This window comes from Pinibacter soli, from assembly GCF_029961145.1.
GTDB classification, from domain to species: Bacteria; Bacteroidota; Bacteroidia; order Chitinophagales; family Chitinophagaceae; genus Pinibacter; species Pinibacter soli.
This window is the reverse complement of sequence record NZ_JASBRG010000007.1, coordinates 2,703,638-2,725,083: the sequence shown is the minus strand read 5'-3', so window position 1 is coordinate 2,725,083 and position 21,446 is coordinate 2,703,638. Positions and strand designations below refer to the sequence as shown.

Genomic DNA, 21,446 nt, shown 5'->3' with positions numbered 1-21,446 from the left:
TAATGCTTTAAACCTTTGAACAGTTTATGCTAAACAACAGAAGAAAGAAAATGCTTTTCAACCTATTAATAATCATACCGGCCTTTTACGTTTCCGTTTGTGTGTTGCTATATTTTACGCAGGAACGATTGATCTTCTTTCCTCAAAGGCTTGATAAGGACTTCAAGTTTGCATTCCAAAGGTTCGAGGAAGTCGCGATAAAAACAAAAGATGGAATCATGTTGAATGGAGTGCTGTTTAAAGCTGACAGCTCAAAAGGGTTGATTTTTTATTTGCATGGAAATGCCGGTGCGCTCAATTCCTGGGGTGAAGCGGCAACTACTTACACCAATTTGCATTACGATGTTTTTATGCTGGATTATCGTGGTTACGGAAAAAGTGAAGGGGAGATTAATGGCCAGTCAAATTTTTTCAGTGACGTGCAAACCGTTTATGACGAAATGAAGAAGCATTATCCGGAAAATAAAATAACCATACTAGGCTATTCCATCGGAACAGGTGCTGCGACATTTCTTGCATCGACAAATGATCCGAAGCGTCTTATTTTGCAAGCGCCTTACTATAGCTTAACTGACATGATGAAGCATAAATTTTCCGTCCTGCCTACATTCATTTTAAAATATAAGTTTGCAACGAACGAATACATAACGAACTGCAAATGCCCTGTTGTTATTTTCCACGGAGATAAAGATGAAATCATTTATTACGGTTCTTCCCTTAAGCTGAAACCTTTGCTCAAGCCTTCGGATAAATTAATTACGCTTCACAATTTTGGCCACAACGGAATGAGCGACAATGAAGAATACCAAACGGAATTGAAGAAAATATTGGAGTAAAGGCAAAATAGAATCAAGTGTACGCAATACCTGACAGGTTTTCAAAACCTGTCAGGTATTGGTGCAGCACTAACCCTCCTCAAAATAAACCCTCTTCACTCTCTGCGATATACCCGTCATAATTTCGTAAGGAATAGTGCCGGCCCATTTTGCAACGTTCACAATGCTGAGGCCGTTTCCAAACACCGTTACTTCATCGCCCTCTTTTACATCTTCAATATTGGTAATATCGATCATCGTCATGTCCATACACACACTTCCTATTACCGGAACGAGGTTTCCTTTTATCATCATTTTTCCTACTCCATTGCCAAGCCTTCTTTCATAACCATCGGCGTAACCGATGCGCACCGTGGCAATCACAGTATTTTCTTTAGCCTTGCCTCGACGGTTGTAGCCAACAGTATCGTTTGGATGTAAATGCTTTACTTGCGCTACTGTTGTTTTCAATGCAGATACTTCCTGCAAAGGTAGCCTTCCTGTTTCTGCACTATCCACACCATACAGGCCAATGCCCAGGCGCACCATATCCAGTTGCAGATGCGGATGTCGCAATATACCCGCAGTGTTAGCAATATGCTTGATGAATTTATATCCAAGCGTTTCTTCTATTGCAGCACATGCGTGCAAAAACTTTTCTCCCTGTTGTCTCGTGAACTCATCTTCATTTGGATCTTCGCTTGCTGCGAGATGACTGAATACAGATTGAACTTTAAAAGAACTGTTTTTGAGAGCGTCCAACAATAGTGGTAACTCCTGAACATCGAAGCCCAGCCTGTTCATGCCTGTTTCCAGCTCCACATGCACAGGAAAATCTTTGATGTTTTGCTGCTTTAAAAACCCATCGAAGTCCTGCATTTCCTGGAATGAAAAAAGATCAGGTTGCAATTCAAACTGTACGATCGCATCATAGCTGCTCTCTTCAGGGTTCATCACCATGATGGGCAATGTAATGCCTGCCTTTCTTAGTTCCACGCCTTCATCTGCATATGCTACCGCCAGATAATCCACCTTATGAAACTGCAGCAAATTGGCAACTTCATAACTGCCGCTGCCATAAGAGAATGCTTTCACCATTGCCATCATCTTAGTAGATGGCTGCAGCAATTGCTGATACACTTTCAGGTTGTTGGCGAATGCTTCGAGATTTATTTCAAGCACTGTCTGATGTGCTTTTTGCTCCAGCAAACGACTCAGTTGTTCGAATTTAAAAACGCGGGCACCTTTAAGCAAAATGCTTTCATTGGTAAAATTGTAATGATAGAAATCGCGTTTGAAAGCCTCTGTTGTAGGATAGAAATGTGTTTCAAGGCCTTCTATTTTTTCAAATGATTTATGATGGCGGCTAATGTGATCACCGATGCCGATTAAACGATTGATGTGTTTTTCTTTGAGCGTCTTGGCTACAAGATCATACAACTCCGCATCACTTTCCGCGCTTTGCAGAATGTCAGAAAGTATCACCGTTCTCTTTGCATGCTGTTGTTGTTGAGCCAGGAAATCCAGTGCAATTTTAAGCGAACTGATATCTGCGGAATAGCTGTCGTTTATAATGGAACAATTGTTCGTTCCTTTTTTCAGCTCAAGGCGCATAGCCACTTGTGTAAGCTGAAGCATGCGTTCTGCTATGACGTTTTGATCAACATTTTCATGCAATAAAACGCACCAGCAGGTGATCGCATTTTCGATAGAAGCATCATCAATAAATGGAACTTTTAATGAAATTTTTTCGCCTTTATATTCAGCCTCAATGGTTGTAGCATTGCGTTTCTTTTTGATGGAACAAACCCTGACAGTAGCGCTTGTTTTTACGCTCCAGTCAAACAGTTTCATATCCGGCCTGCTCTCTGCCTGCTGAAACTGATGCAGGTAAGAAGCGATGCCCTCATTTATTTCTGAATAATCTTTACAGTAGATAAGTGTGTTTACATGTTTGAAAAGTTGTAGTTTCTCATTCACTTTTTGGCGCATGCTCATGAAGCCCTGGCTATGTGCTTCGCCAATATTGGTAAAAACGCCGATAGTTGGCTGAATGATCTTCTCCAGTTTTTCCATTTCGCCACTTTGTGAAATGCCTGCCTCGAAGAGACCGAGATTGTGTTGCTCATTCATTTGCCACACACTTAATGGAACACCTATTTGCGAGTTATAACTTTTGGGGCTCTTCACAATGCTGTAATCTGCTTCCAGCAATTGGTTCAGCCACTCTTTCACGATCGTTTTTCCATTGCTGCCGGTAATGCCAATAACCGGAAATTTGAACTGCTTGCGATGGTGAATGGAAAGTGTTTGCAGAGCTGTCAACGTATCTTTTACCTGGATGATATTTGCACCCGGAAGTTCCATTTCAGGAACCTCGCTAACCACAAAATTGCGAACTCCTTTTTCATAAGTTTCCAGTAAAAAACTGTGGCCATTTCTGCGATCTCCTTTCAATGCAAAAAACAGCGAGGTGGCAGGAAATAAAACTTTACGGCTGTCCAGCAATAGCCTGTCAATGGAAACGTCATCCGTTCCGGTTTGCAGTAGTTTACCTTTAACGATCTGAACAATAGTCGGAATAGTATATTGCAATGGTTCGATATTTTTAAGTAAGCAAAAGCATTCTCATCCTTCAATTTACGTACCGTAAAATGAAATTGACAAGCAGGCAGAGATATGTTTCCTTTTTGCCATTAGGGTAGGAGTGCGGAAGATCAATGCAGATCTTTTTGCTCCGCATCAGGTTCTGTTTCTTTTTTATTTACCGCAGCCGAATAAGCAATAGATAGCCCGATACAAAGAACAATCACCAACAACGAAATGTACGAAGGTATTTTCAGGTGAAAGATTTCTGCGAGCATTTTCAAGCCGATAAAGACAAGCACAATTGCAATGCCTTGTTGCAGGTAAGCAAATTTGTTTACAGCACCCTTTAGCAAAAAGAACAAAGAACGTAAACCAAGAACCGCAAAGATATTGGAAGTATATACGATCAATCTTTCCTGTGTAATGGCAAAAACCGCCGGAATAGAGTCAAGCGCAAAGAGTATGTCTGTTGTTGCCAGCATTATAACAGCAACAAATAAAATGGTGTAATATTTTTTTCCGTCTGTGTAAACAACAAAACTTCCGTTACCATCTTCATGTGTCAATGGAAAAACGCGTTGAAGAAATTTGTACACCCTGTTGTTGCTCAAGTCTGGCTCTTCATCATGTTTTGTGGTAAACATTTTAATACCGGTCCATAACAAAATTGCGCCGAAGATCCACAGCACCCACGTGAAGCGTTCAATAAGAACAATTCCTATTGATATAAAAATAACACGCAATAAAATGGCCATCAAAATACCAATAAGCAACAGCCTTCCGTAAAACTTTTCTTTGATGCCGAAGAATGTAAAAATGAGAATGAAAACAAAAATGTTATCAATGCTTAGCGACCACTCCATGAGGTAGGCACTCAAGTATTCAACGGCGTGTTTTGGACCGTCTTCAAACCAGACAAATATGCCAAAACCCAATGCAAGCACCACCCAGAAAATGGTTTGTGTCAAAGCCTTTTTAATGGTTACTACAGCATTTTTTTTACTGAGTAAGCCAAGGTCGAAAACCAGTGCAAGGATGATTACAATTCCAAAAACGATATAAGAAATCTGTTGTGGTGTCAGTGCCATTCTGTTGAAGAAATTTTAGTGCCTGCAAAAATACTATTTGCTTGCTTGCGTCCCAACGGGACTCTCATAAATGTAATGAAAAAAGCCAATCGTAAATAGCTGCGAGAGCAATTAACGATTGGCTTTTTTTAAGCTGCAAACTTTATTCCCCCCTACGGTACTTCCTTTTGCGAATGTATTGATACAAGGTCCCGAAAATAAATACCAGCAATAAAGGCAACACTATGTTAATGATCTGCCATTTTGATTTTTCTGAGTCTATTTTCTTTTTATCCAGCAAACGAAGGGTATAATCTTTATTGCGTGCCTCGAGAATACCGGAGTTGTTTGTAAGGTATTCAAGGCAGTTCGAAAGAAAATCCTTGTTCGCATATTGATACTGCGTAAACATATTCATGCCCAGTGGCAGCGGGCCTTCTTTTTGCGTAACGGCATTTAATGCAACATCACCATCGGAAATCACGATCATTTTATTATCCGGTGAACTGTTTGCAAATGCGCCAGGTCCCGCAAAGGCATCCTTTTGAGGTTGCGTAAGCCTGTTTGCAAAAAGCGACTGGAATTTTCCTTCCAGCAAAACAGCCACGGGAACGTTCGCCTTGTTGAATGTTTTCAGGTCATCTTCGTTTTGAATACTCTGGAAAGAAACTTTGGCTGGAGTGCTTAACACTCTGCTGTTGGAAGACGATGCCAGTAAGATTGTTTTCTTAATGCCATCTGCCTTCACCGTATCTATGCTGTTGGGAAATTGTGAAACTACATAGTCAAGATTCTTTGCAATAGGGTGGTTGCTGTAATTAGTCAGCAATGGGAAATACGGCCATGGCAGCAGTTCCATTTGTGGCTTGCCTCCCATGCTTCCCACAACAGAAGGAATTTTATCTGCGTTCAAATCCTGTAAAAGATCAGGATTAATGCGCACACCATATTTGAACAGCAGATCTTCTATGTTCAAATTTCTATCGAAAGCAATAAAATCGTTTTGTGCTCTTTGCAGGCTGTCCATTTCTGCATACAGCTCATCTACCAGCCACATGATTTTTCCCCCATGCATCACATACTGATCAAGTTTGACTTTTTGAACGTCAGTAAAAGGAATTGTAGGCTTTACTATTACAAGCGCAGAGAAAACGGGCGGGATTTCAGGAAAACTATCAATCGGGAAAATGCGTGTAATATAATCGCGTTTCAAAGTGTTCTCGATGAAGCCATACACATTGTAAGATAGCGGCTCTCCATTGCCGGATAAGTAACCAACAACCGGCACACTGTCCTGCGTAATTTTTTGTATCGCACGTGCAAATTTGTATTCGAGTAATGCCTCAGCATTATTGAGTGAGTTAATACCGTCCACTGCACTTTGTCCTTGCAGTAAATCAATAGCAATGGCGCGACCTCTGTAAGTAACTAATGCACCGGGATAAACAAGACGTTGTTCCTGACCTTCCCCTTCTTTTACTTGAGCGTGAATGTTCATCGGATTTAACCCCATTCTTCTTAATGAATCCTGGAACTGCGCCTGTGCGCTATCTCCTAAGCCTTCGCCCGGTTTTGAAAAACTGTATTGAATATTTCGTTTGCTGACTTCTTTAAATTCCTGCAAGAGGTCTTTTGTACTGTTGGCAAGTTTCTTAAAACCTGCAGGAAGCTCACCACTCAGGAATACATTGATTGAAACCTTATCTTCTAAACCGTATATCAGTTTTTTGGTAGGTTGGGAAATGGTGAACCTTTTTTCTTTTGTAAGATCCAGCCTGTAATGCACAGCAGAAGCGATGTAGGTGATTACCACTAAAATGATCAATAAGAACAGCCACCAGAGTTTCGAGTTAAACAGTTTCTTCATTCAAATATTTTTTGCAGCGAACGCTATGTAAAGTTTTGAGTATTGCCTGCCCGACTTATCATGCAGGCGAGAGTTTTGAGTTATGGAGATTTTTCTATGCCACACTAAATCTTCTCGAAAGATTTCTCCATGTAAATACCAGGAAAAAAACAATCACTGACAGAAAGTAAATAATGTCACGACTATCGATCACTCCTCGGCTTAAACTTTTGTAGTGGAAATCGATTCCTATCATTTCAATATAATAATCTGCACCCGACGCAAATACAGGAATTCGGCTGATCGCATTAAAACCTGTGTACACAATAAAACATGCAAATGCACTGATGATAAATGCAACAACAGCATTATTGCTAAAACTACTACAACAAATACCTATAGCTGTAAAAATAGCGGCCAGTAAAAACAAACCTATGTATGAACCAATCGTTGCGCCGGTATCAATTCCGCTTGTTTCGGAAAGTGCATTCACAGAAATCGCATAGATTATCGTTGGTAACAAAGCGATAATAACTATAAGGAGGCAACCAAAATATTTGCCCAATATCACTTGTTTATAAGAAACGGGACTTGTTTGCAAAATTTCATAAGTGCCCGTTTTAAATTCCTCTGTGAAACTCCTCATGGTTATTGCAGGAATTAAAAACAGCAATATCCACGGAGCGAGATTAAAGAACTGATCGAGGCTGGCATAACCATCGTCGAAGATATTGGTGTCAGGAAAAACAAACAGGAACAATCCCGTTAATAATAGAAAAATGGAAATAGCAATCAAGCCTGTCAGGCTGCTGAAGAATTGTCTGAATTCTTTAATACAAATTGGCCACATAGGAGTCAAAAATAAGATTTACAGTGTACAGAAATGCAAGTATATTTTAAATACATATAGATTATAAGCGATTTATATGCGTATTTATTAAGGTAAGTAAGTAGAATTAGTTGAAAAAATTAGATATAAAAAAACGGTTGAATGTAGATTTAACTTATATTCGCTGAATACTTAACTATTACTTAACACCTTTCCTACGATATAATTTACGGTTTTGATTAATAAAAATATTATCCAAAACCAACTGCTATAATTCCGCCGCCCGGCGGAATTTTTTTATCTGTACCCTTTCAAAATCAGCTGGAAACGCTTGTATAGCCGAAATAAAAACAACCAGATGAGCGCTCAAGTTTTTTGAATTTTAATTTCTTCCTTTTCTTATAATGCGAGCAATAAAAAAGCCGCTTATCATTTCTTAACGATTTGATAAGCGACCTAAAAATGCCTAAACTGCGAGTAAATCTTAATATGTAAGTTCTCCCATTTTGCCTGCTTCAAAATTTGCAATGGCTTCCTGAATTTCCGGGAAACTGTTCATTACAAACGGGCCGTAACTCACCACCTTTTCATTGATCGGTTCTCCGCCGAAAGCAATCAAGGTGACATCTTCCAATGCTTTAAAAACAACTTGCGTTCCTTCTGGTGCAAATTGAACTATTTGACCAGCTTTTATTTCGTCGGCCAATATTTTCACTTTTCCTTCCATTACGTACAAACCCGCTGAATAGCCATCTTTCACGGGCAGTGTAAATGTGTTTCCAGCTTTTACATTAATGTGATAGTAATACATCGACGTATGTGTGGTAACAGGAGAAGCCTTTCCTTCATACTCGCCTATTAAAACTTTTACACGGCTTGTTTCATTTTCTGCTATCGGTAGAGTTGCAGAAGGATAATTTCTGAAAGAAGGGTCAAGCCTTTTTTTGTCAGAAGGCAAATTGATCCAAACCTGCATTAATTCAAGGTTCCCACCTTTTTCAAGAAACTGGGCTGTTGGTCCTTCACTGTGAATGATACCTGATCCCGATGTCATCCAGTTAATATCACCCGAATGAGCAACCTGGTCATGTCCCTTGCTATCGCGATGGAAAAATTCTCCATCTATGATGTAACTCACCACTTCAAAGCCCGCGTGTGGGTGAGGTGGTATTCTTATCGATGCACCAGCCGGAACCGTAGTTGGCACCATATGATCGATAAATACAAAAGGATCTACTTGTTTTAAATTTCTTGTAGGCAAAGCCCTTTTCACTTTATTCGCACCTACAAATTCTATCGAAGCATCCTCGATAGTGTTTATTATTCTTGTTGTCATTGTTTTTTCCTTTTTTGTTTATGCTTTTTCACGCAAGGCGCAAAGAAGCAAAGTGCGCAAAGAATTTGCTCTACTAAACGAGCATATTGCACACTTAATTTTCAAATTTTCAAATTCCGCCCATCGGCACTTCAATAGCCAACACATCCGCGGCTTCCAACGATTTTATCTCAATGGTCTGAGAACCGCTTACGCCAATAGCATCTCTTTTATTCACATCCTGTCCGTTCACGTCAATGCTGCCCTCTATTACAAAGAGATAAACGCCATTTCCTGCGAACTTGGGAACATAATTCAATTTTATGTTTTGATCCAGGGATGCTCTTGCAAAAACCGCATCTTGGTTGATCCATAGACCGCCGTCTTTTTCATCCGGACTAACTACTATCTGCCAGTTATTTTTTCTCGCATCGCTGTCAAACGTTTTTTGATCATAATGCGGCTTGATGTTATTTACCTTTGGGAAAACCCATATCTGTAAAAAGTTAACAGGCTCAGTTTTCGAAGCATTGTATTCTGAGTGTTGTAGACCTGTACCTGCACTCATTATTTGTACATCTCCGGTATTGATAAATTTTTCGTTCCCAGTTGAGTCTTTGTGTGCGAGAGACCCTTTTAATGGAATCGAAACAATTTCCATATTGTCGTGCGGGTGTGCACCAAAGCCACCGCCGCCGGCCACAACATCATCATTCAAAACACGCAGTGCTCCAAAATGTATTTTGGAAGGCTCGTACCAACTCGAAAAACTGAATGAATGATAAGAATCCAACCAACCATGGTTAGCATGACCTCTTTCCGTTGAAGGATGAAATACTGTTTCCATAATTATTAAACTCCTTTTAAGTTTAGTGTTTAAACATCAATTGGCGTACCAATAGATAATTGGCTAGCAAAACTGCCAGCTTGTCGCAAGAAATATCCATATATCATGCAAATAGGTTTCGATAAGCTCAGCCCGACACTCCGCTGAAACTGTCAGGCTGAGCCTATCGAAGGCCTGTCCGAAATGATATAGTTATTAATTCAGTAATTCGAAATTGAAAACGTCGTCCTCTTCGCGGTTCTCGTTGAATTCCACAATGAAGTTGTTTCTTCCTTCACCCGCCAGGATCGTCATATATTTCATTTGAACCAGTTCCAACATACTGAGGAACAGGAAGATAGCGTGGATGCGGTTGTCGCAGAATTCGAATATTTTTTCAAACGACATTGTTTTTTCGCGGGTTACGGTGGCCAGCATGTGTTCACGGCTCTTTTCCATAGTGTAGTGATATTGTACTACAGTGTGCACCGGTTTGTTGTTGCGCTCGTACACTTTTTGCATGGCCTTCTCAAAAGCCTTCATTAGTTTGAAAAGTGTAATCGCCTGTATTTCAGTTCCTTCTCCCGCTTCTTCGCCAATAGAAGAGATGTCTTTTTGAAGATTTCCCCGTTTTACCATTAGCATACGGATGGCCTCCATTTCTGCCATCTCAGCCGCCGCCTGCTTGTATTTTTTGTATTCAAGAATTTTGTCGATCAGTTCCTGGCGCGGGTCGATTTCATTTCCTTGCGCATCTAGTTCTTTTCTCGGCAGAAGCATTTTTGCCTTAATGCGCATCAACGTAGAAACGAAAAGAATGAATTCGCTGGAAAGTTCGATGTTCAGATTTTCCTGGGAATGTATGTATGTAAGAAAGTCATTGATAATGTTAGTAATAGGAATGTTATAAATATCCAATTCATCCCTCTCAATGAAGAACAATAAAAGGTCAAACGGGCCCTCAAACTGAGGTAACTTGATCTGATATGTTGGCTGCTGACTCACGTATTATGTTTTAAGAATAAAGCCTGCTGATAACAACAGGCTTTACAAAAATATAGTTTTTATGAGGGAAATTGCCTAACAAAGCGAATAACATTTTTCATTCTGTATTTCACGAATGTGCTTTATTTGAAAATTTGAAAATTTGAGAATTTGAAAATTCTTTTAGCGGGACTTTCATTTTTTCAAATTAACTCTCCAAATACTCCGGGAAAAACAATAAATCCGAAAAAACGCACCAAACGAATTTTCAAATCCTCAAATTTTCAAATTATTTAAAACTTTACAGCCAATCCAATGCCCACATTCTCACGCAATTGCGTCCTCGGGGAGTCATGGTTCGGTCCAAAAACACGAATATCATCGTCATAGATAATATCCAGCGCCACGCTCGCGGTAAGCCATTTGTTGACCTTGAGTGCCAGTAGATTTGTAAAGTACACGTCCACATTTTGCGGATTATGCTGGTAGTTCGAGAAAAGATCAAGTCTGGATTTGTACACCACATTTTTCATGATCTCGTGCATATAGTTTACAGTCACAAATGAACCTATTTCATTACGCACATGTTTGCCCGAGTCTACGCCATAAGCTCCTTTTGCGGAAAGATCATTATCAGTAACAAATGTCCAGCGGGAAGTCAGCGGCGATACAAAAATGGTAAAATAGTCCTTTGGCCTGAAATCGATACCAGCAGAAAGAAGCAGGTAACCCGGCGACATGAAGTTGGAAATTTTTTCCACCGTAGTATCGTTTGGATAATTGTAACCTGCAGTAAACTGGCTGCGGAAATTCACCAATCCACTCAAATACCATTTCGGAGCCAGTTCATATCCGTATTTGGAATAAAGATCTATCTTATCATTGCTTTTTCGCATACCCAGCGACGTTGTTTTTACATAACCAAGGCCAAGATCCAGCGTGTTATCCCAGGTATGTCTTCCTTTTTTATAATAACCATATACACTCAGGATGCTATTGAAGTTGATCGATAGTTCATCGCCGCCCGCAGCCCAGTTTGAAAGAGATGTTTGTCCAAAAGTGAGGGAAAACAGACCACCGACCTTCCAGTTTCTGGGAATTGTATCATTTGGCTCTTTTTTAACCGCTCTGTTACTTTCTGTCTGTAAACTTTTGATCGTTTGATCCTGTGCAAATAGCCAACCCGTCATCAATACCAGGCTACATGCGAGCATTGCTTTTTTCATAATGATTGTGTTTAAAGTAATTAATAATTAATAAAGAATAATTAATAGGTGCGACGCTCCAAACAAGATTGCTGTCAATCGTGAAAGGCTGCACTATTAATTTTTAATTATTAATTGTCAAAGAGGTAATTCAATAATGTAAAACGTTGCCTACTTCTTTAGCTCATCTCTTATTTCCATCAATAGTTTATCAGTGCTGGAAGGTTCTGCGGGTGCAGGAGGAGGAGCTTGCGTTTTCATTCTGTTAAGTCCTTTCACTACCAGGAAAAGGACAAGCGCTATGATGAGGAAGTTGATAAACACCTGAATGAAGTTTCCCCAGGCAAATATCGCGGCGCCGGCTTTTTTTGCTGTATCATATGTGGCGTAGTGCGAGCCGTCGAGGGAAACAAATTTGTCGGTGAAACTGATACCATGCAGCAGCACGCGTGAGATGATTGGCATCAGGAGGTCATTTACAATTGAGTCAACGATCTTTCCAAAGGCAGCACCAATAATAACACCTATTGCAAGATCCATTACGTTGCCCTTCATGGCAAATTCTTTAAACTCTTTTACAAAGCCCATAGTGTTTCAATTTTAATTGTTTAATCAGGTTTCTATAATTACAAACAGCTTAAAACAATAGTTGAGGATTAGGGTCTAGTATTACTGCGCTTAGGCATCAGGTTTACATTTCGAAGAATTGAGATGTAATTACTTCCATCAGTGACAAATGTATATAAAAAAAATAGTTTAGCTAATCAATTCAACATCATTATTGTACCATTTTCCGGTACTAAATAGAAATGCCGGCGCTAAGCCGGCATTTTGTAATCTTTATTTTTGTTCGGCTAAATAGCCATGATTTCTTTTTCTTTAGTTGCAAGATGTTTTTCAATCTGCGCTATGTATTTATCTGTGATTCCCTGAATATCTTTCTCTGCGTCTTTGGCAGCATCTTCGCTCAAGCCATCTTTCTGCAATTTTTTAATCATCTCGATTGCATCTCTGCGAATATTGCGGATAGATACTTTTGAAGCTTCTCCTTCACCATTGGCTCTCTTTACAAATTCCTTACGACGCTCTTCCGTAAGTGGCGGAAGAAACAGACGAATGATCAATCCATCATTTTGCGGATTTAAACCAATATTTGAGTTGATGATAGCCCTTTCAATAGGCTGAAGCATATTTTTCTCCCACGGCTGAATTGTCAAAGTGCGTGCATCCACTACAGATACATTGGCGACTTGTGCAAGAGGAGTAGCAGATCCATAATAATCTACAGTAATGCCGTCGACTATTTGAGGATTTGCTTTGCCGGCCCGTATTTTAGTCAGTTCGCTTTCCAGGTGTTTGATCGCCTTGCTCATAGATGATTCCGTATCATCCATTATTATTGCTAATTCATCAGACATAGTGCTAATATTAATGGCGCAAATCTAATGTGAAATTTGTAAGTAAAAATTAAAAAATCAAAATTCAAAAAGTAAAATCAATACATCATTTGCAAAAGGCATCACTAAACAAGCACCTTGTTTTTACGTTTGATTTTGACTTTTCCTACTTCTGCTCTAAAACGGAATCCTTTGTCAAAGGAACTATTTTGGTAGAAATAGCATTGCTTTCTACTGTTCCGTTTTGCAGGTTTGCCACAAAAAGTCTTGGGCGTTTGGTTTTTTGCAAAATGCCAATTCCAACAAAGAAGGCTACGCTGATGGCCAGTACAAGCAACGTACAACTTACAGATAATGAAAAATAAGCTGCAGCAATAATTGCAATAATATTAGAGGAAACTAAAGTGAGAACGATATTTCTGTGTGATAGGCCGCGGTCCAGTAGCAAGTGGTGAATGTGGTTTCTATCGGGACTGAATGGTGAACGTTTTTTAAACATTCGTATGCTGAACACTCTTAACGTATCAAGCAGTGGAATGAACAATAGTGCAATTCCAATAGCAGGGCCACTGCTCATAGGCATTGTGGAACTTTCTGATATGTTGATAAATTTGATCACCAAAATAGAGTTGATCAAACCAATAAGCAAAGAACCGGTATCTCCCATGAATATTTTGGCTGGCTGAAAATTGAAAAGCAGAAACGCAACCAACGCACCAGCAAGAGAGAATGCAAGGATCGCATAAGCTAATTCGCCAACCTGTAGCATATAGATACCCACAAGCGCAGAAACCATTAGACCAAGGCTTCCTGCGAGGCCGTCTATGCCATCAATAAGATTGAAAGAATTGATCACTACAAGGATAGTGAAATAGGTAAGAAGCAGGCTGTACATCTCAGGCAACTCATTGATGCCCAAGAATCCATGCATACTATTTATTTGAATACCACCTTTGTAAATTACGATGAAAGCAGCCAATACCTGGCCAATGAATTTTTTTATCGGGGAAAGAATCAGAATATCATCTTTAATTCCAAGGAAGAAAATAACAAGCGTTGCAGCAATGAAGTATTGCATTTCACTTGACTGACCGAAGTTGGTACTAAGCATGCAGCCAAATACAAAGCCGGCAAAAATACCAAGCCCACCCAACGACGGGATTGGCGTTACGTGCACCTTTCTTTCGTCTGGTACATCGTACAGCTTTTTGATTTTGGCAACCTTTATGATGATTGGGATAGCCAAATATGAGACTGCAAAGGAGATAGATAAGCTTAGAATTACATCTAACATAAGGTTTAATTGAATGCGGTTACAAAAATATACTTTAAGTTGGATAACCCTTGTTCAAATTGGTCTGATAACCAAAAATTTTTATTGTTCTAGGGGTTTACCTTGATATTGGATTGGAATGGTCGGGTAAAATATGATGCAAATAAAATACCACACCATATCAATGATAGAAAATTTTAATGTATTCAAATTGTTGGTATAAATTTTTTTTAAGAGTAGATTTGTTTAACTCAACACTTTGCATATGCCTACACTACAAGAAATTGCATCGCAGATAAGAAGGGATATTTTGAGAATGGTACATGGGGCAAACAGTGGGCATCCCGGCGGTTCATTGGGCTGTACTGAGTTTTTTACCGCACTTTACTTTAAGATAATGAAGCATAATCCATCGTTTTCGATGGATGGCAAGGGAGAAGATATTTTCTTTTTGTCCAACGGACATATATCACCGGTATTTTATGCAAGTCTCGCAAGATCAGGTTATTTCGATTTAAAAGAATTAAACACATTTAGGAAAATAGGTTCCCGGCTCCAGGGGCATCCGACTACCCATGAACACCTCCCGGGTATTCGCGTGGCCAGCGGATCGCTGGGTCAGGGCATGAGCGTAGCTATCGGCGCAGCTTTGGCTAAAAAACTTAACGGCGATACTCAAACAGTTTTTTCACTCCATGGAGATGGAGAATTGGACGAAGGTCAAAACTGGGAGGCGCTAATGTTTGCGGCGCATCACAAAGTGGACAATCTTATTTCAACTGTAGATTGGAATGGACAACAAATTGACGGTCCTACGGCAAAAGTGATGAGTTTGGGTAATCTGGCGGAAAAATTCGCCGCTTTCGGCTGGGAAGTAATTCGTTTGGAGGATGGAAACAATATGGATCTTGTGGTAAGCACCATAGAAAGCGCGAAGACATTTTTGGGTAAGGGAAAACCCATTGCTATCATGATGCATACAGTTATGGGCAAAGGGGTAGATTTTATGGAGGGCCACCACGAATGGCATGGTGTTGCTCCAAATGATGAACAACTGACTAAAGCGCTGGCGCAGATAACGGAGACGCTGGGCGACTATCCGGCAATTTGAAGATTTGAAAATTTGAAAATGAGAAATGCGACCAGCATTTTTCACTTTTAAACATCTTGAATATTAGAGAAGTTAAAATAATGCTTTGGGTAGTCGACAATAAAGAATTTTCAAATTTCCACATGGCGCCTTTAGCGCAGTTCTATCGGTTGCAGAGATGCTTTTCTCGACGGAAACCAACTCGCCAGCAATGCAACTATTATAACGGTGAAGAGCACCAGCAAAACATCCGATGCATATAATTTTACAGGATAATGATCGATTACAAAACTGCCTCCTTCGAGGGCGATGATCTTAAATTTTTCCTGCGCCCAGCAAATAATCACAGCCAATAGAACGCCGCCAACGCCGCCAACACAGGCCAATAGCAAACCTTCGCTTAAAAAAATGCCTTGCACTTTAACGTCAGTCGTACCAAGCGCTTTCAATATTTGAATATCTTTTTGTTTTTCCAATACTAGCATTGTGAGTGCGCCGATCATGGTAAATGCTGCTACGGTAAGGATTAGAGAAAGCACACCATAGATTATCCATTTCTCCAGCTGCATTGCAGAGAAGAATGTTTTGTTTTGCTCATACCTTGTAATTACATCAATCTTGTTTCCAAGTGCAGTTTTTAAATTGTGTTTCACCTTATCAGGATCGGCTCCGGCATTCAATGAAATTTCTGCGGAGCTGTATTCATCAGGTTGTAAATTCAGCATACGCTGCATGAAGCCGATATTGGTGATCACATATTTGTTGTCAAAATCTTCCTGGATGGCGAAAGAACCGGACGTACTTACATTATCTGCCACCAGACTTTGCATCGGATCAGACGCGTCAATGTTGATTCCTTTTTTGGGGAGATAAACCGTTAGAGGCAATAAAGCCTTTTCCGCTTCGAGCGCCAATGCATTTTCGATACCAATTCCTAAAACAGCAACCGGTTTATCGGCAGTTCCTGTTTCATAGGAGCCATGTCTTACATGTTGCTTTACGCTGGTAACTTTTGTGTAGTCTGAGTCTACGCCTTTTAAATAAACGAGGCTTTGCCAATCGCCGTTTCTCATCAGAGCCTTTTCCTCCACATTCAGCGAATAGGCATTGACGCCAGGTACGGTCTTGATTTTCGCTAATTCTTCCGGAGTAAAAATGATCGTTTTGCCTTTTACCGGAACCACTTTAAGATCCGTGTAAAACGAAGCATACAGCGACTTTACCAGATCTTCAAATCCGTTGTACACGCTAAGCACCACTATAAATGAAGCAGTGCCAACCATAATGGCAAGCACACTTATCCATGCAATGATGTTAATGGCGTTGGTTGATTTTTTAGATCTGAAATAGCGCCAGGCAAATAGAAAATTCAATTGGGAAGTTTTTTATGCTATAAACTTAGGGTTTCTCTTCTCCCGAAGAAGGACGTTCCTCATTGATTTTTTTGAACAATTCTTCCATTTTAAATACATAATCCAATGTATCATCGACGTAGAATGTAAGTTGTGGCATAGAGCGCAGCTGGCTTTTTACGCGGGCAACCAGCTCTTTTTTGATTTCCCATTCTCTTTCCTCAATTTTTTTGAGCGTAGATTTGGGGTCTTTTATCTGAAAAAAACTTAGATATATTCTCGCCTGGAACAGGTCCGGAGTAATTTTTACGGAGGAAATGGAAACCATTCCGCCATCGATCATGCTCAAACCAAGTTTTTGAAAAATGGCGTTCAGTTCTTCATTTAACAAACCGGCCACCTGTTTTTGTCTTTTTCCTTCTTCCATAATATTACCTTTGTGCGCTGTAAATTTACAGCTTTAAAAGTGAAGCTGGGATAAAACCACCAGATCAAATATAAAATGAAGAAGTTTTCGAGGATTTTTAAGTATATCAGTAAGTATAGCAATAAGCTTGTCCTTTATTTTGTTTGTACAATACTTTCTACGGTATTTGGTATTTTTTCAATAACAATGTTGATGCCCTTTTTCGACTTGATTTTTAAGCCGGATGCACCCACTAATAAAATATTAAGCGATAACGCATTAATGAATTTTGTTAATAAGTACATATTGATTGTAATGCATTCTGAGGGGCGAGTTGGGGCGCTTACTTTTATTTGCATTTTCATCATTATAACTACTCTGCTGAAAAATATATTTCTGTATTCGTCAAATCTTATTTCAGCGCCCATACGCAGTGCCGTTATTACCGAATTGCGTGGTGACATATATAATAAAATATTGGCGCTGCCTATAGGCTATTTTACGGAGAAGAGAAAGGGCGATATCATGTCAAGAATGACGAATGATTTGGTGGAGATCGAAAGTTCAATTGTAGGAACGTTGGAGGGACTCGTAAAAGATCCGCTTACACTTATTGGGTATTTGATTTCACTGGTTATAATCTCTCCAATGCTTTCTCTTTTTCTTTTAATATTGCTTCCCGTAACAGGATTCTTGATTGGAAGAATAAGCCGCAAATTAAAAGCGCAATCGCAAGATGCCGCAATAAGATTGGGTGAAAGCTTATCAATTATGGATGAAACACTTGGCGGGCTTCGGGTTATTAAAGCTTTCATGGCGGAAAAATTGTTGAGCACAAGATTTTTTAATGTGAATAATGATCTTTTCCGCATTCGTAAAAAAATGAATGCACGTCGTGATTTAGCTTCGCCACTCACGGAGTTATTAGGAGTAGTAGTGCTTTGCACCATCTTATATTTTGGAGGAAGGCTTGTTCTTTCAGGAAGTAATGGCCTTACTGCTTCGGGTTTGGTGGCATATATTGCCTTATTCGCATTTATCATCAATCCTTCAAAAAATATTTCCACTTCATTTTTTAACATACAACGTGGCGCTGCGGCAATTGACCGTGTAGAAGAAGTGTTGAATGCACCTGTTACTGTAGATGATAATCCAAATGGCAAATTGCTTCCGGCTTTCAACGATAGTATTGAGTTGCGCAATATAAGCTTCGCTTACGAGGATGCGGTGATTTTAAAGAATATCAATCTTACGATAAAGAAAGGAAAAACAATCGCATTGGTGGGTTCCTCGGGTGCCGGAAAATCAACGCTGGCCGACCTTGTACCGCGTTTTCATGATGCGACCGGCGGTGAAGTTTTGATCGACGGTGTTAATATAAGAGATTACTCTCTGGCATCTGTAAGACAACACATAAGCATCGTAACACAAGAGCCGATCTTATTTAATGATACCATTGCCAACAACATTTCTTTAGGTTCTCCAAATGCAACAAAAGAAGAAATCATAAATGCGGCAACGGTAGCAAACGCCCATAAATTTATTGTACAAAAAGAAGAAGGATACGATACAAATATTGGTGACCGCGGCTCTAAACTGAGTGGTGGTGAAAGACAAAGGCTCACCATTGCGAGAGCCTTGTTGAAAAATCCTCCAATCCTGATCCTGGATGAAGCAACTTCCTCCCTTGATACAGAAAGCGAAAGGTTGGTACAAGATGCTATCAACAATATGATGCAAAACCGCACCAGCATTGTAATTGCGCACAGACTTTCTACCATTCGCCACGCCGATGAAATCATCGTGTTGCAAAAAGGTGAAATTGTAGAACGTGGAACGCACGAGGAGTTGATAGCACTGGAAGGCTTTTATAAGAAATTGGTGAATATGCAGGAAGTGAAATAGTGGACATCAATTAAGAATTAAGAATTAGGAATTAAGAATTCGTTGAAGGATTATCCCAAGGATATTGCAAAATGCCATGGTTCGTGAAGACACGAACCATGGCATTTTCGTTTTCGTAATTTTTGATTGCTCCTTTGTAAAAATCAATATATCAGAGGGTATAAGTTAAATAAACACTGTAGCACAAGGGGAGGCGTCGGCAAGGCAAAACGGCCGGAGGCATCGGTTTGCCTTGATTTTTTGGTCCTTTTGCATCAAGGCAAAAGGACATGGAAAATATAGAAAGTCAGATTTTTAAAAACAAGCTTTGAATTTCAAAAGTCAGTAACCGTCAAGAAGTAACAAAAGAGTCAATTCATTTCTTTTCCTTTCAATTTTTTACACCATCGGTACTTCATTTCTCAAAACCTTCTTTACATTCGACGATCAAATAAATGCTTAACATGAGGAAAAATCTATTGTTGGCTGCATCAATTGTTGTAGCATGCAGCTCCAACGTTTCTTTCGCCCAAAAGAAAACATTCTCATTCAATGATGTTTTTAAACCCGGTGCAAACCTGAATATTACCAAACCATTGCCGGACATCTCCAAATGGATCGACAATGAACATTACTTGGAAACAAAGAGAGAAGATGGCAAAACCACGCAATACAGCGTAGATGCAAAAACAGGCAAGGCTGTTGTTTTCACCGGCCAATTGAAACCTGCCCAGCCGATAGTTCCAATGATCGGTGTAGAGGGTGCTGTGAACATGACGGCTTCTCCGGACGGTAAATTTTTCGCTTATACAAAAAACAACAATCTCTACACATTAGAGATTGCGACACATAAAGAAACGCAGCTTACAAACGACGGCTCTGACAATATTCTGAACGGCTATGCTTCATGGGTGTACTATGAAGAAATCCTCGGAAGAGCCAGTCACTACAAGGCCTTCTGGTGGAGCGACGATAGCAAACATCTCGCCTTCATGCGTTTTGATCAATCAATGGTGCCTGTTTTTCCTATTTATGTTGCAGACGGTCAACATGGATATTTGGAAAATCAACGCTATCCAAAAGCCGGCGATAAAAATCCTGAAGTAAAAGTTGGTATCGTAGATGTCGCCAGCGCAAAAGTGAGTTGGGCCGACTTCAACGATAAGGACGATCAGTATTTCGGTACGCCAATGTGGGCGCCAGATAACACTCTATGGGTACAGTGGATGAACCGTGATCAGAACAACCTGAAAATTTATTCAGTAGGTTTTGATGGCGCAAAAAAACAAGTGTACAACGAGGAACAAAAAACATGGATCGTGCTGGATGAAGATGATCGTTTCCAATTCATCAATAGCGGCAAACAGTTCATCTTAAAAAGTGACAAAAGCGGCTGGAAACAATTGTATCTGTACGATGCTGACGGAACGTTTGTGAATGCTATTACCCAGGGCGATTTTACCGTTACCGACGTTTCGTTTGTGGACGAAAAAAACAACGCTGTTTACTTTAAAGCACGCAAAGAAAACTCAGCACGTTTCGATTTATACAAAGCTCCCTTAAACGGCAAAGGCATTACCCGACTAACTTTCGGTGAATACACCCACGACGCGATCAATGTTTCGCCAGATGGCAAATATTTCATCACGACGTATTCCAATCTTAACACGCCTCCAACAATGGCGCTGGTTGACAATAAAGGGAAAGTGATCCGTGAATTGGGCGATAGCAAAGGCGCGAATTTCGAAAGCTATGCATTGCCAAAAACAGAGCTGGTGAGGGTGAAAAGTGACGACGGTTTGTTTGATTTGCCGGTAACGATCACTTATCCGATCAACTTCGATCCTTCCAAAAAATATCCGGTGTTGGTAAGTATTTATGGAGGCCCGGATGCAGGAACTGTTTACGACAGATGGAAACCCATAGGTGGTGTGAACCAGTGGTGGGCGCAAGAGGGACTGGTACAAGTGGCGTTTGACAATCGCAGTAGTGGGCACTTTGGTAAAAACGGCATGAACTACATTTATCGTCAGTTGGGCAAATATGAGATTGGAGATTTCATGACCTGTGGTCGCTGGTTGAAAAAACAACCGTGGATGGATAACAAAAAACTTTGCACTACAGGCGGCAGCTTTGGTGGTTACATGACTTGCATGGCGCTCACTTACGGAGCGGATGTATTTGATTTTGGTATTGCACAGGCTTCGGTAACCGATTGGCAATTGTACGATACGCACTATACAGAGCGTTTTATGGATACGCCAAAAGATAATCCGGACGGCTATAAAAGCACGGCTGTTGTTACCTCCGCCAATAAATACAAAGGCTTACTGAGAATTGTACACGGCACAACCGATGATAATGTGCACATGCAAAACAGTATCCAACTCATCAATAAGCTGGAAGATCTGAAAAAAGATTTTGAGTTTATGCTCTATCCAAACGAGCGTCACGGAATAGGTTCAAATGTGGCGGCTAAGCGCATTCACAATGCAGTCGAGTCTTACAAGTTTTACTATAAAAATTTGTTGAACAAGCCTATGCCGGAAGATTTCTGGAAATAGGAGA

17 protein-coding genes are annotated in these 21,446 nt (G+C 40.1%); 4 read left to right on the top strand and 13 right to left on the bottom strand.

Translation table 11 applies throughout. The annotated features are described in order from the left end of the window. Window positions 1-26 precede the first annotated feature (26 nt). A complete protein-coding gene (locus QJ048_RS21390) occupies window positions 27-836 on the top strand; it encodes an alpha/beta hydrolase (RefSeq protein ID WP_282336473.1) in 810 nt (269 codons plus the stop codon). Between the two features lie 69 nt (window positions 837-905). Here QJ048_RS21390 and QJ048_RS21385 read toward each other — a convergent pair whose 3' ends face one another. The 11 genes from QJ048_RS21385 to QJ048_RS21335 form a co-directional block, all read right to left on the bottom strand. After that, window positions 906-3,410: a bifunctional UDP-N-acetylmuramoyl-tripeptide:D-alanyl-D-alanine ligase/alanine racemase gene (locus tag QJ048_RS21385; RefSeq protein WP_282336472.1), complete on the bottom strand. Its 2,505-nt coding sequence runs from the start codon at window positions 3,408-3,410 to the stop codon at window positions 906-908. Between the two features lie 122 nt (window positions 3,411-3,532). Further along, window positions 3,533-4,492: a TerC/Alx family metal homeostasis membrane protein gene (locus QJ048_RS21380; protein WP_282336471.1), complete on the bottom strand. Its 960-nt coding sequence runs from the start codon at window positions 4,490-4,492 to the stop codon at window positions 3,533-3,535. 142 nt (window positions 4,493-4,634) lie between these two features. Next, complete coding sequence (gene gldG, locus QJ048_RS21375; RefSeq protein ID WP_282336470.1) at window positions 4,635-6,338, bottom strand: gliding motility-associated ABC transporter substrate-binding protein GldG; 1,704 nt, start codon at window positions 6,336-6,338, stop codon at window positions 4,635-4,637. A gap of 94 nt (window positions 6,339-6,432) precedes the next feature. Continuing rightward, complete coding sequence (gldF, locus tag QJ048_RS21370) at window positions 6,433-7,167, bottom strand: gliding motility-associated ABC transporter permease subunit GldF (RefSeq protein ID WP_282336469.1); 735 nt, start codon at window positions 7,165-7,167, stop codon at window positions 6,433-6,435. Between the two features lie 463 nt (window positions 7,168-7,630). Next, a complete protein-coding gene (locus QJ048_RS21365; RefSeq protein WP_282336468.1) occupies window positions 7,631-8,482 on the bottom strand; it encodes a pirin family protein in 852 nt (283 codons plus the stop codon). A gap of 109 nt (window positions 8,483-8,591) precedes the next feature. Further along, window positions 8,592-9,308 carry a pirin family protein gene (locus QJ048_RS21360; RefSeq protein ID WP_282336467.1) on the bottom strand — a complete coding sequence of 239 codons (717 nt, stop codon included), beginning with the start codon at window positions 9,306-9,308 and terminating at the stop codon, window positions 8,592-8,594. A gap of 195 nt (window positions 9,309-9,503) precedes the next feature. Then, window positions 9,504-10,292, bottom strand: coding sequence for a segregation and condensation protein A (locus QJ048_RS21355; protein WP_282336466.1), 789 nt, complete (start codon window positions 10,290-10,292; stop codon window positions 9,504-9,506). Between the two features lie 272 nt (window positions 10,293-10,564). Next, window positions 10,565-11,497: a DUF3078 domain-containing protein gene (locus QJ048_RS21350; RefSeq protein WP_282336465.1), complete on the bottom strand. Its 933-nt coding sequence runs from the start codon at window positions 11,495-11,497 to the stop codon at window positions 10,565-10,567. A gap of 150 nt (window positions 11,498-11,647) precedes the next feature. Then, window positions 11,648-12,064: a large conductance mechanosensitive channel protein MscL gene (gene mscL, locus QJ048_RS21345; protein ID WP_282336464.1), complete on the bottom strand. Its 417-nt coding sequence runs from the start codon at window positions 12,062-12,064 to the stop codon at window positions 11,648-11,650. Window positions 12,065-12,330: 266 nt separating this feature from the next. Next, window positions 12,331-12,894: a ribosome recycling factor gene (gene frr, locus QJ048_RS21340; RefSeq protein ID WP_282336463.1), complete on the bottom strand. Its 564-nt coding sequence runs from the start codon at window positions 12,892-12,894 to the stop codon at window positions 12,331-12,333. 145 nt (window positions 12,895-13,039) lie between these two features. Beyond that, window positions 13,040-14,167 carry an MraY family glycosyltransferase gene (locus QJ048_RS21335; protein ID WP_282336462.1) on the bottom strand — a complete coding sequence of 376 codons (1,128 nt, stop codon included), beginning with the start codon at window positions 14,165-14,167 and terminating at the stop codon, window positions 13,040-13,042. Between the two features lie 244 nt (window positions 14,168-14,411). Here QJ048_RS21335 and QJ048_RS21330 point away from each other — a divergent pair, with 244 nt between their 5' ends. After that, complete coding sequence (locus tag QJ048_RS21330) at window positions 14,412-15,257, top strand: transketolase (RefSeq protein ID WP_282336461.1); 846 nt, start codon at window positions 14,412-14,414, stop codon at window positions 15,255-15,257. Window positions 15,258-15,388: 131 nt separating this feature from the next. Here the strand turns inward: QJ048_RS21330 and QJ048_RS21325 are convergent, their stop codons facing one another. Further along, on the bottom strand, window positions 15,389-16,609 hold the full coding sequence (locus QJ048_RS21325; RefSeq protein WP_282336459.1) for an FtsX-like permease family protein: 1,221 nt from the start codon (window positions 16,607-16,609) through the stop codon (window positions 15,389-15,391). Window positions 16,610-16,634: 25 nt separating this feature from the next. Next, window positions 16,635-17,015 (bottom strand): 30S ribosome-binding factor RbfA, encoded by a 381-nt coding sequence (gene rbfA / locus QJ048_RS21320; RefSeq protein ID WP_282336458.1) that lies wholly within the window; start codon window positions 17,013-17,015, stop codon window positions 16,635-16,637. Between the two features lie 75 nt (window positions 17,016-17,090). Between rbfA and QJ048_RS21315 the strand changes: the two genes are divergently transcribed. Both QJ048_RS21315 and QJ048_RS21310 read left to right on the top strand, forming a co-directional pair. After that, window positions 17,091-18,899 carry an ABC transporter ATP-binding protein gene (locus tag QJ048_RS21315; RefSeq protein WP_282336457.1) on the top strand — a complete coding sequence of 603 codons (1,809 nt, stop codon included), beginning with the start codon at window positions 17,091-17,093 and terminating at the stop codon, window positions 18,897-18,899. Between the two features lie 443 nt (window positions 18,900-19,342). Further along, on the top strand, window positions 19,343-21,442 hold the full coding sequence (locus QJ048_RS21310) for a S9 family peptidase (protein WP_282336456.1): 2,100 nt from the start codon (window positions 19,343-19,345) through the stop codon (window positions 21,440-21,442). Window positions 21,443-21,446: the final 4 nt, after the last annotated feature.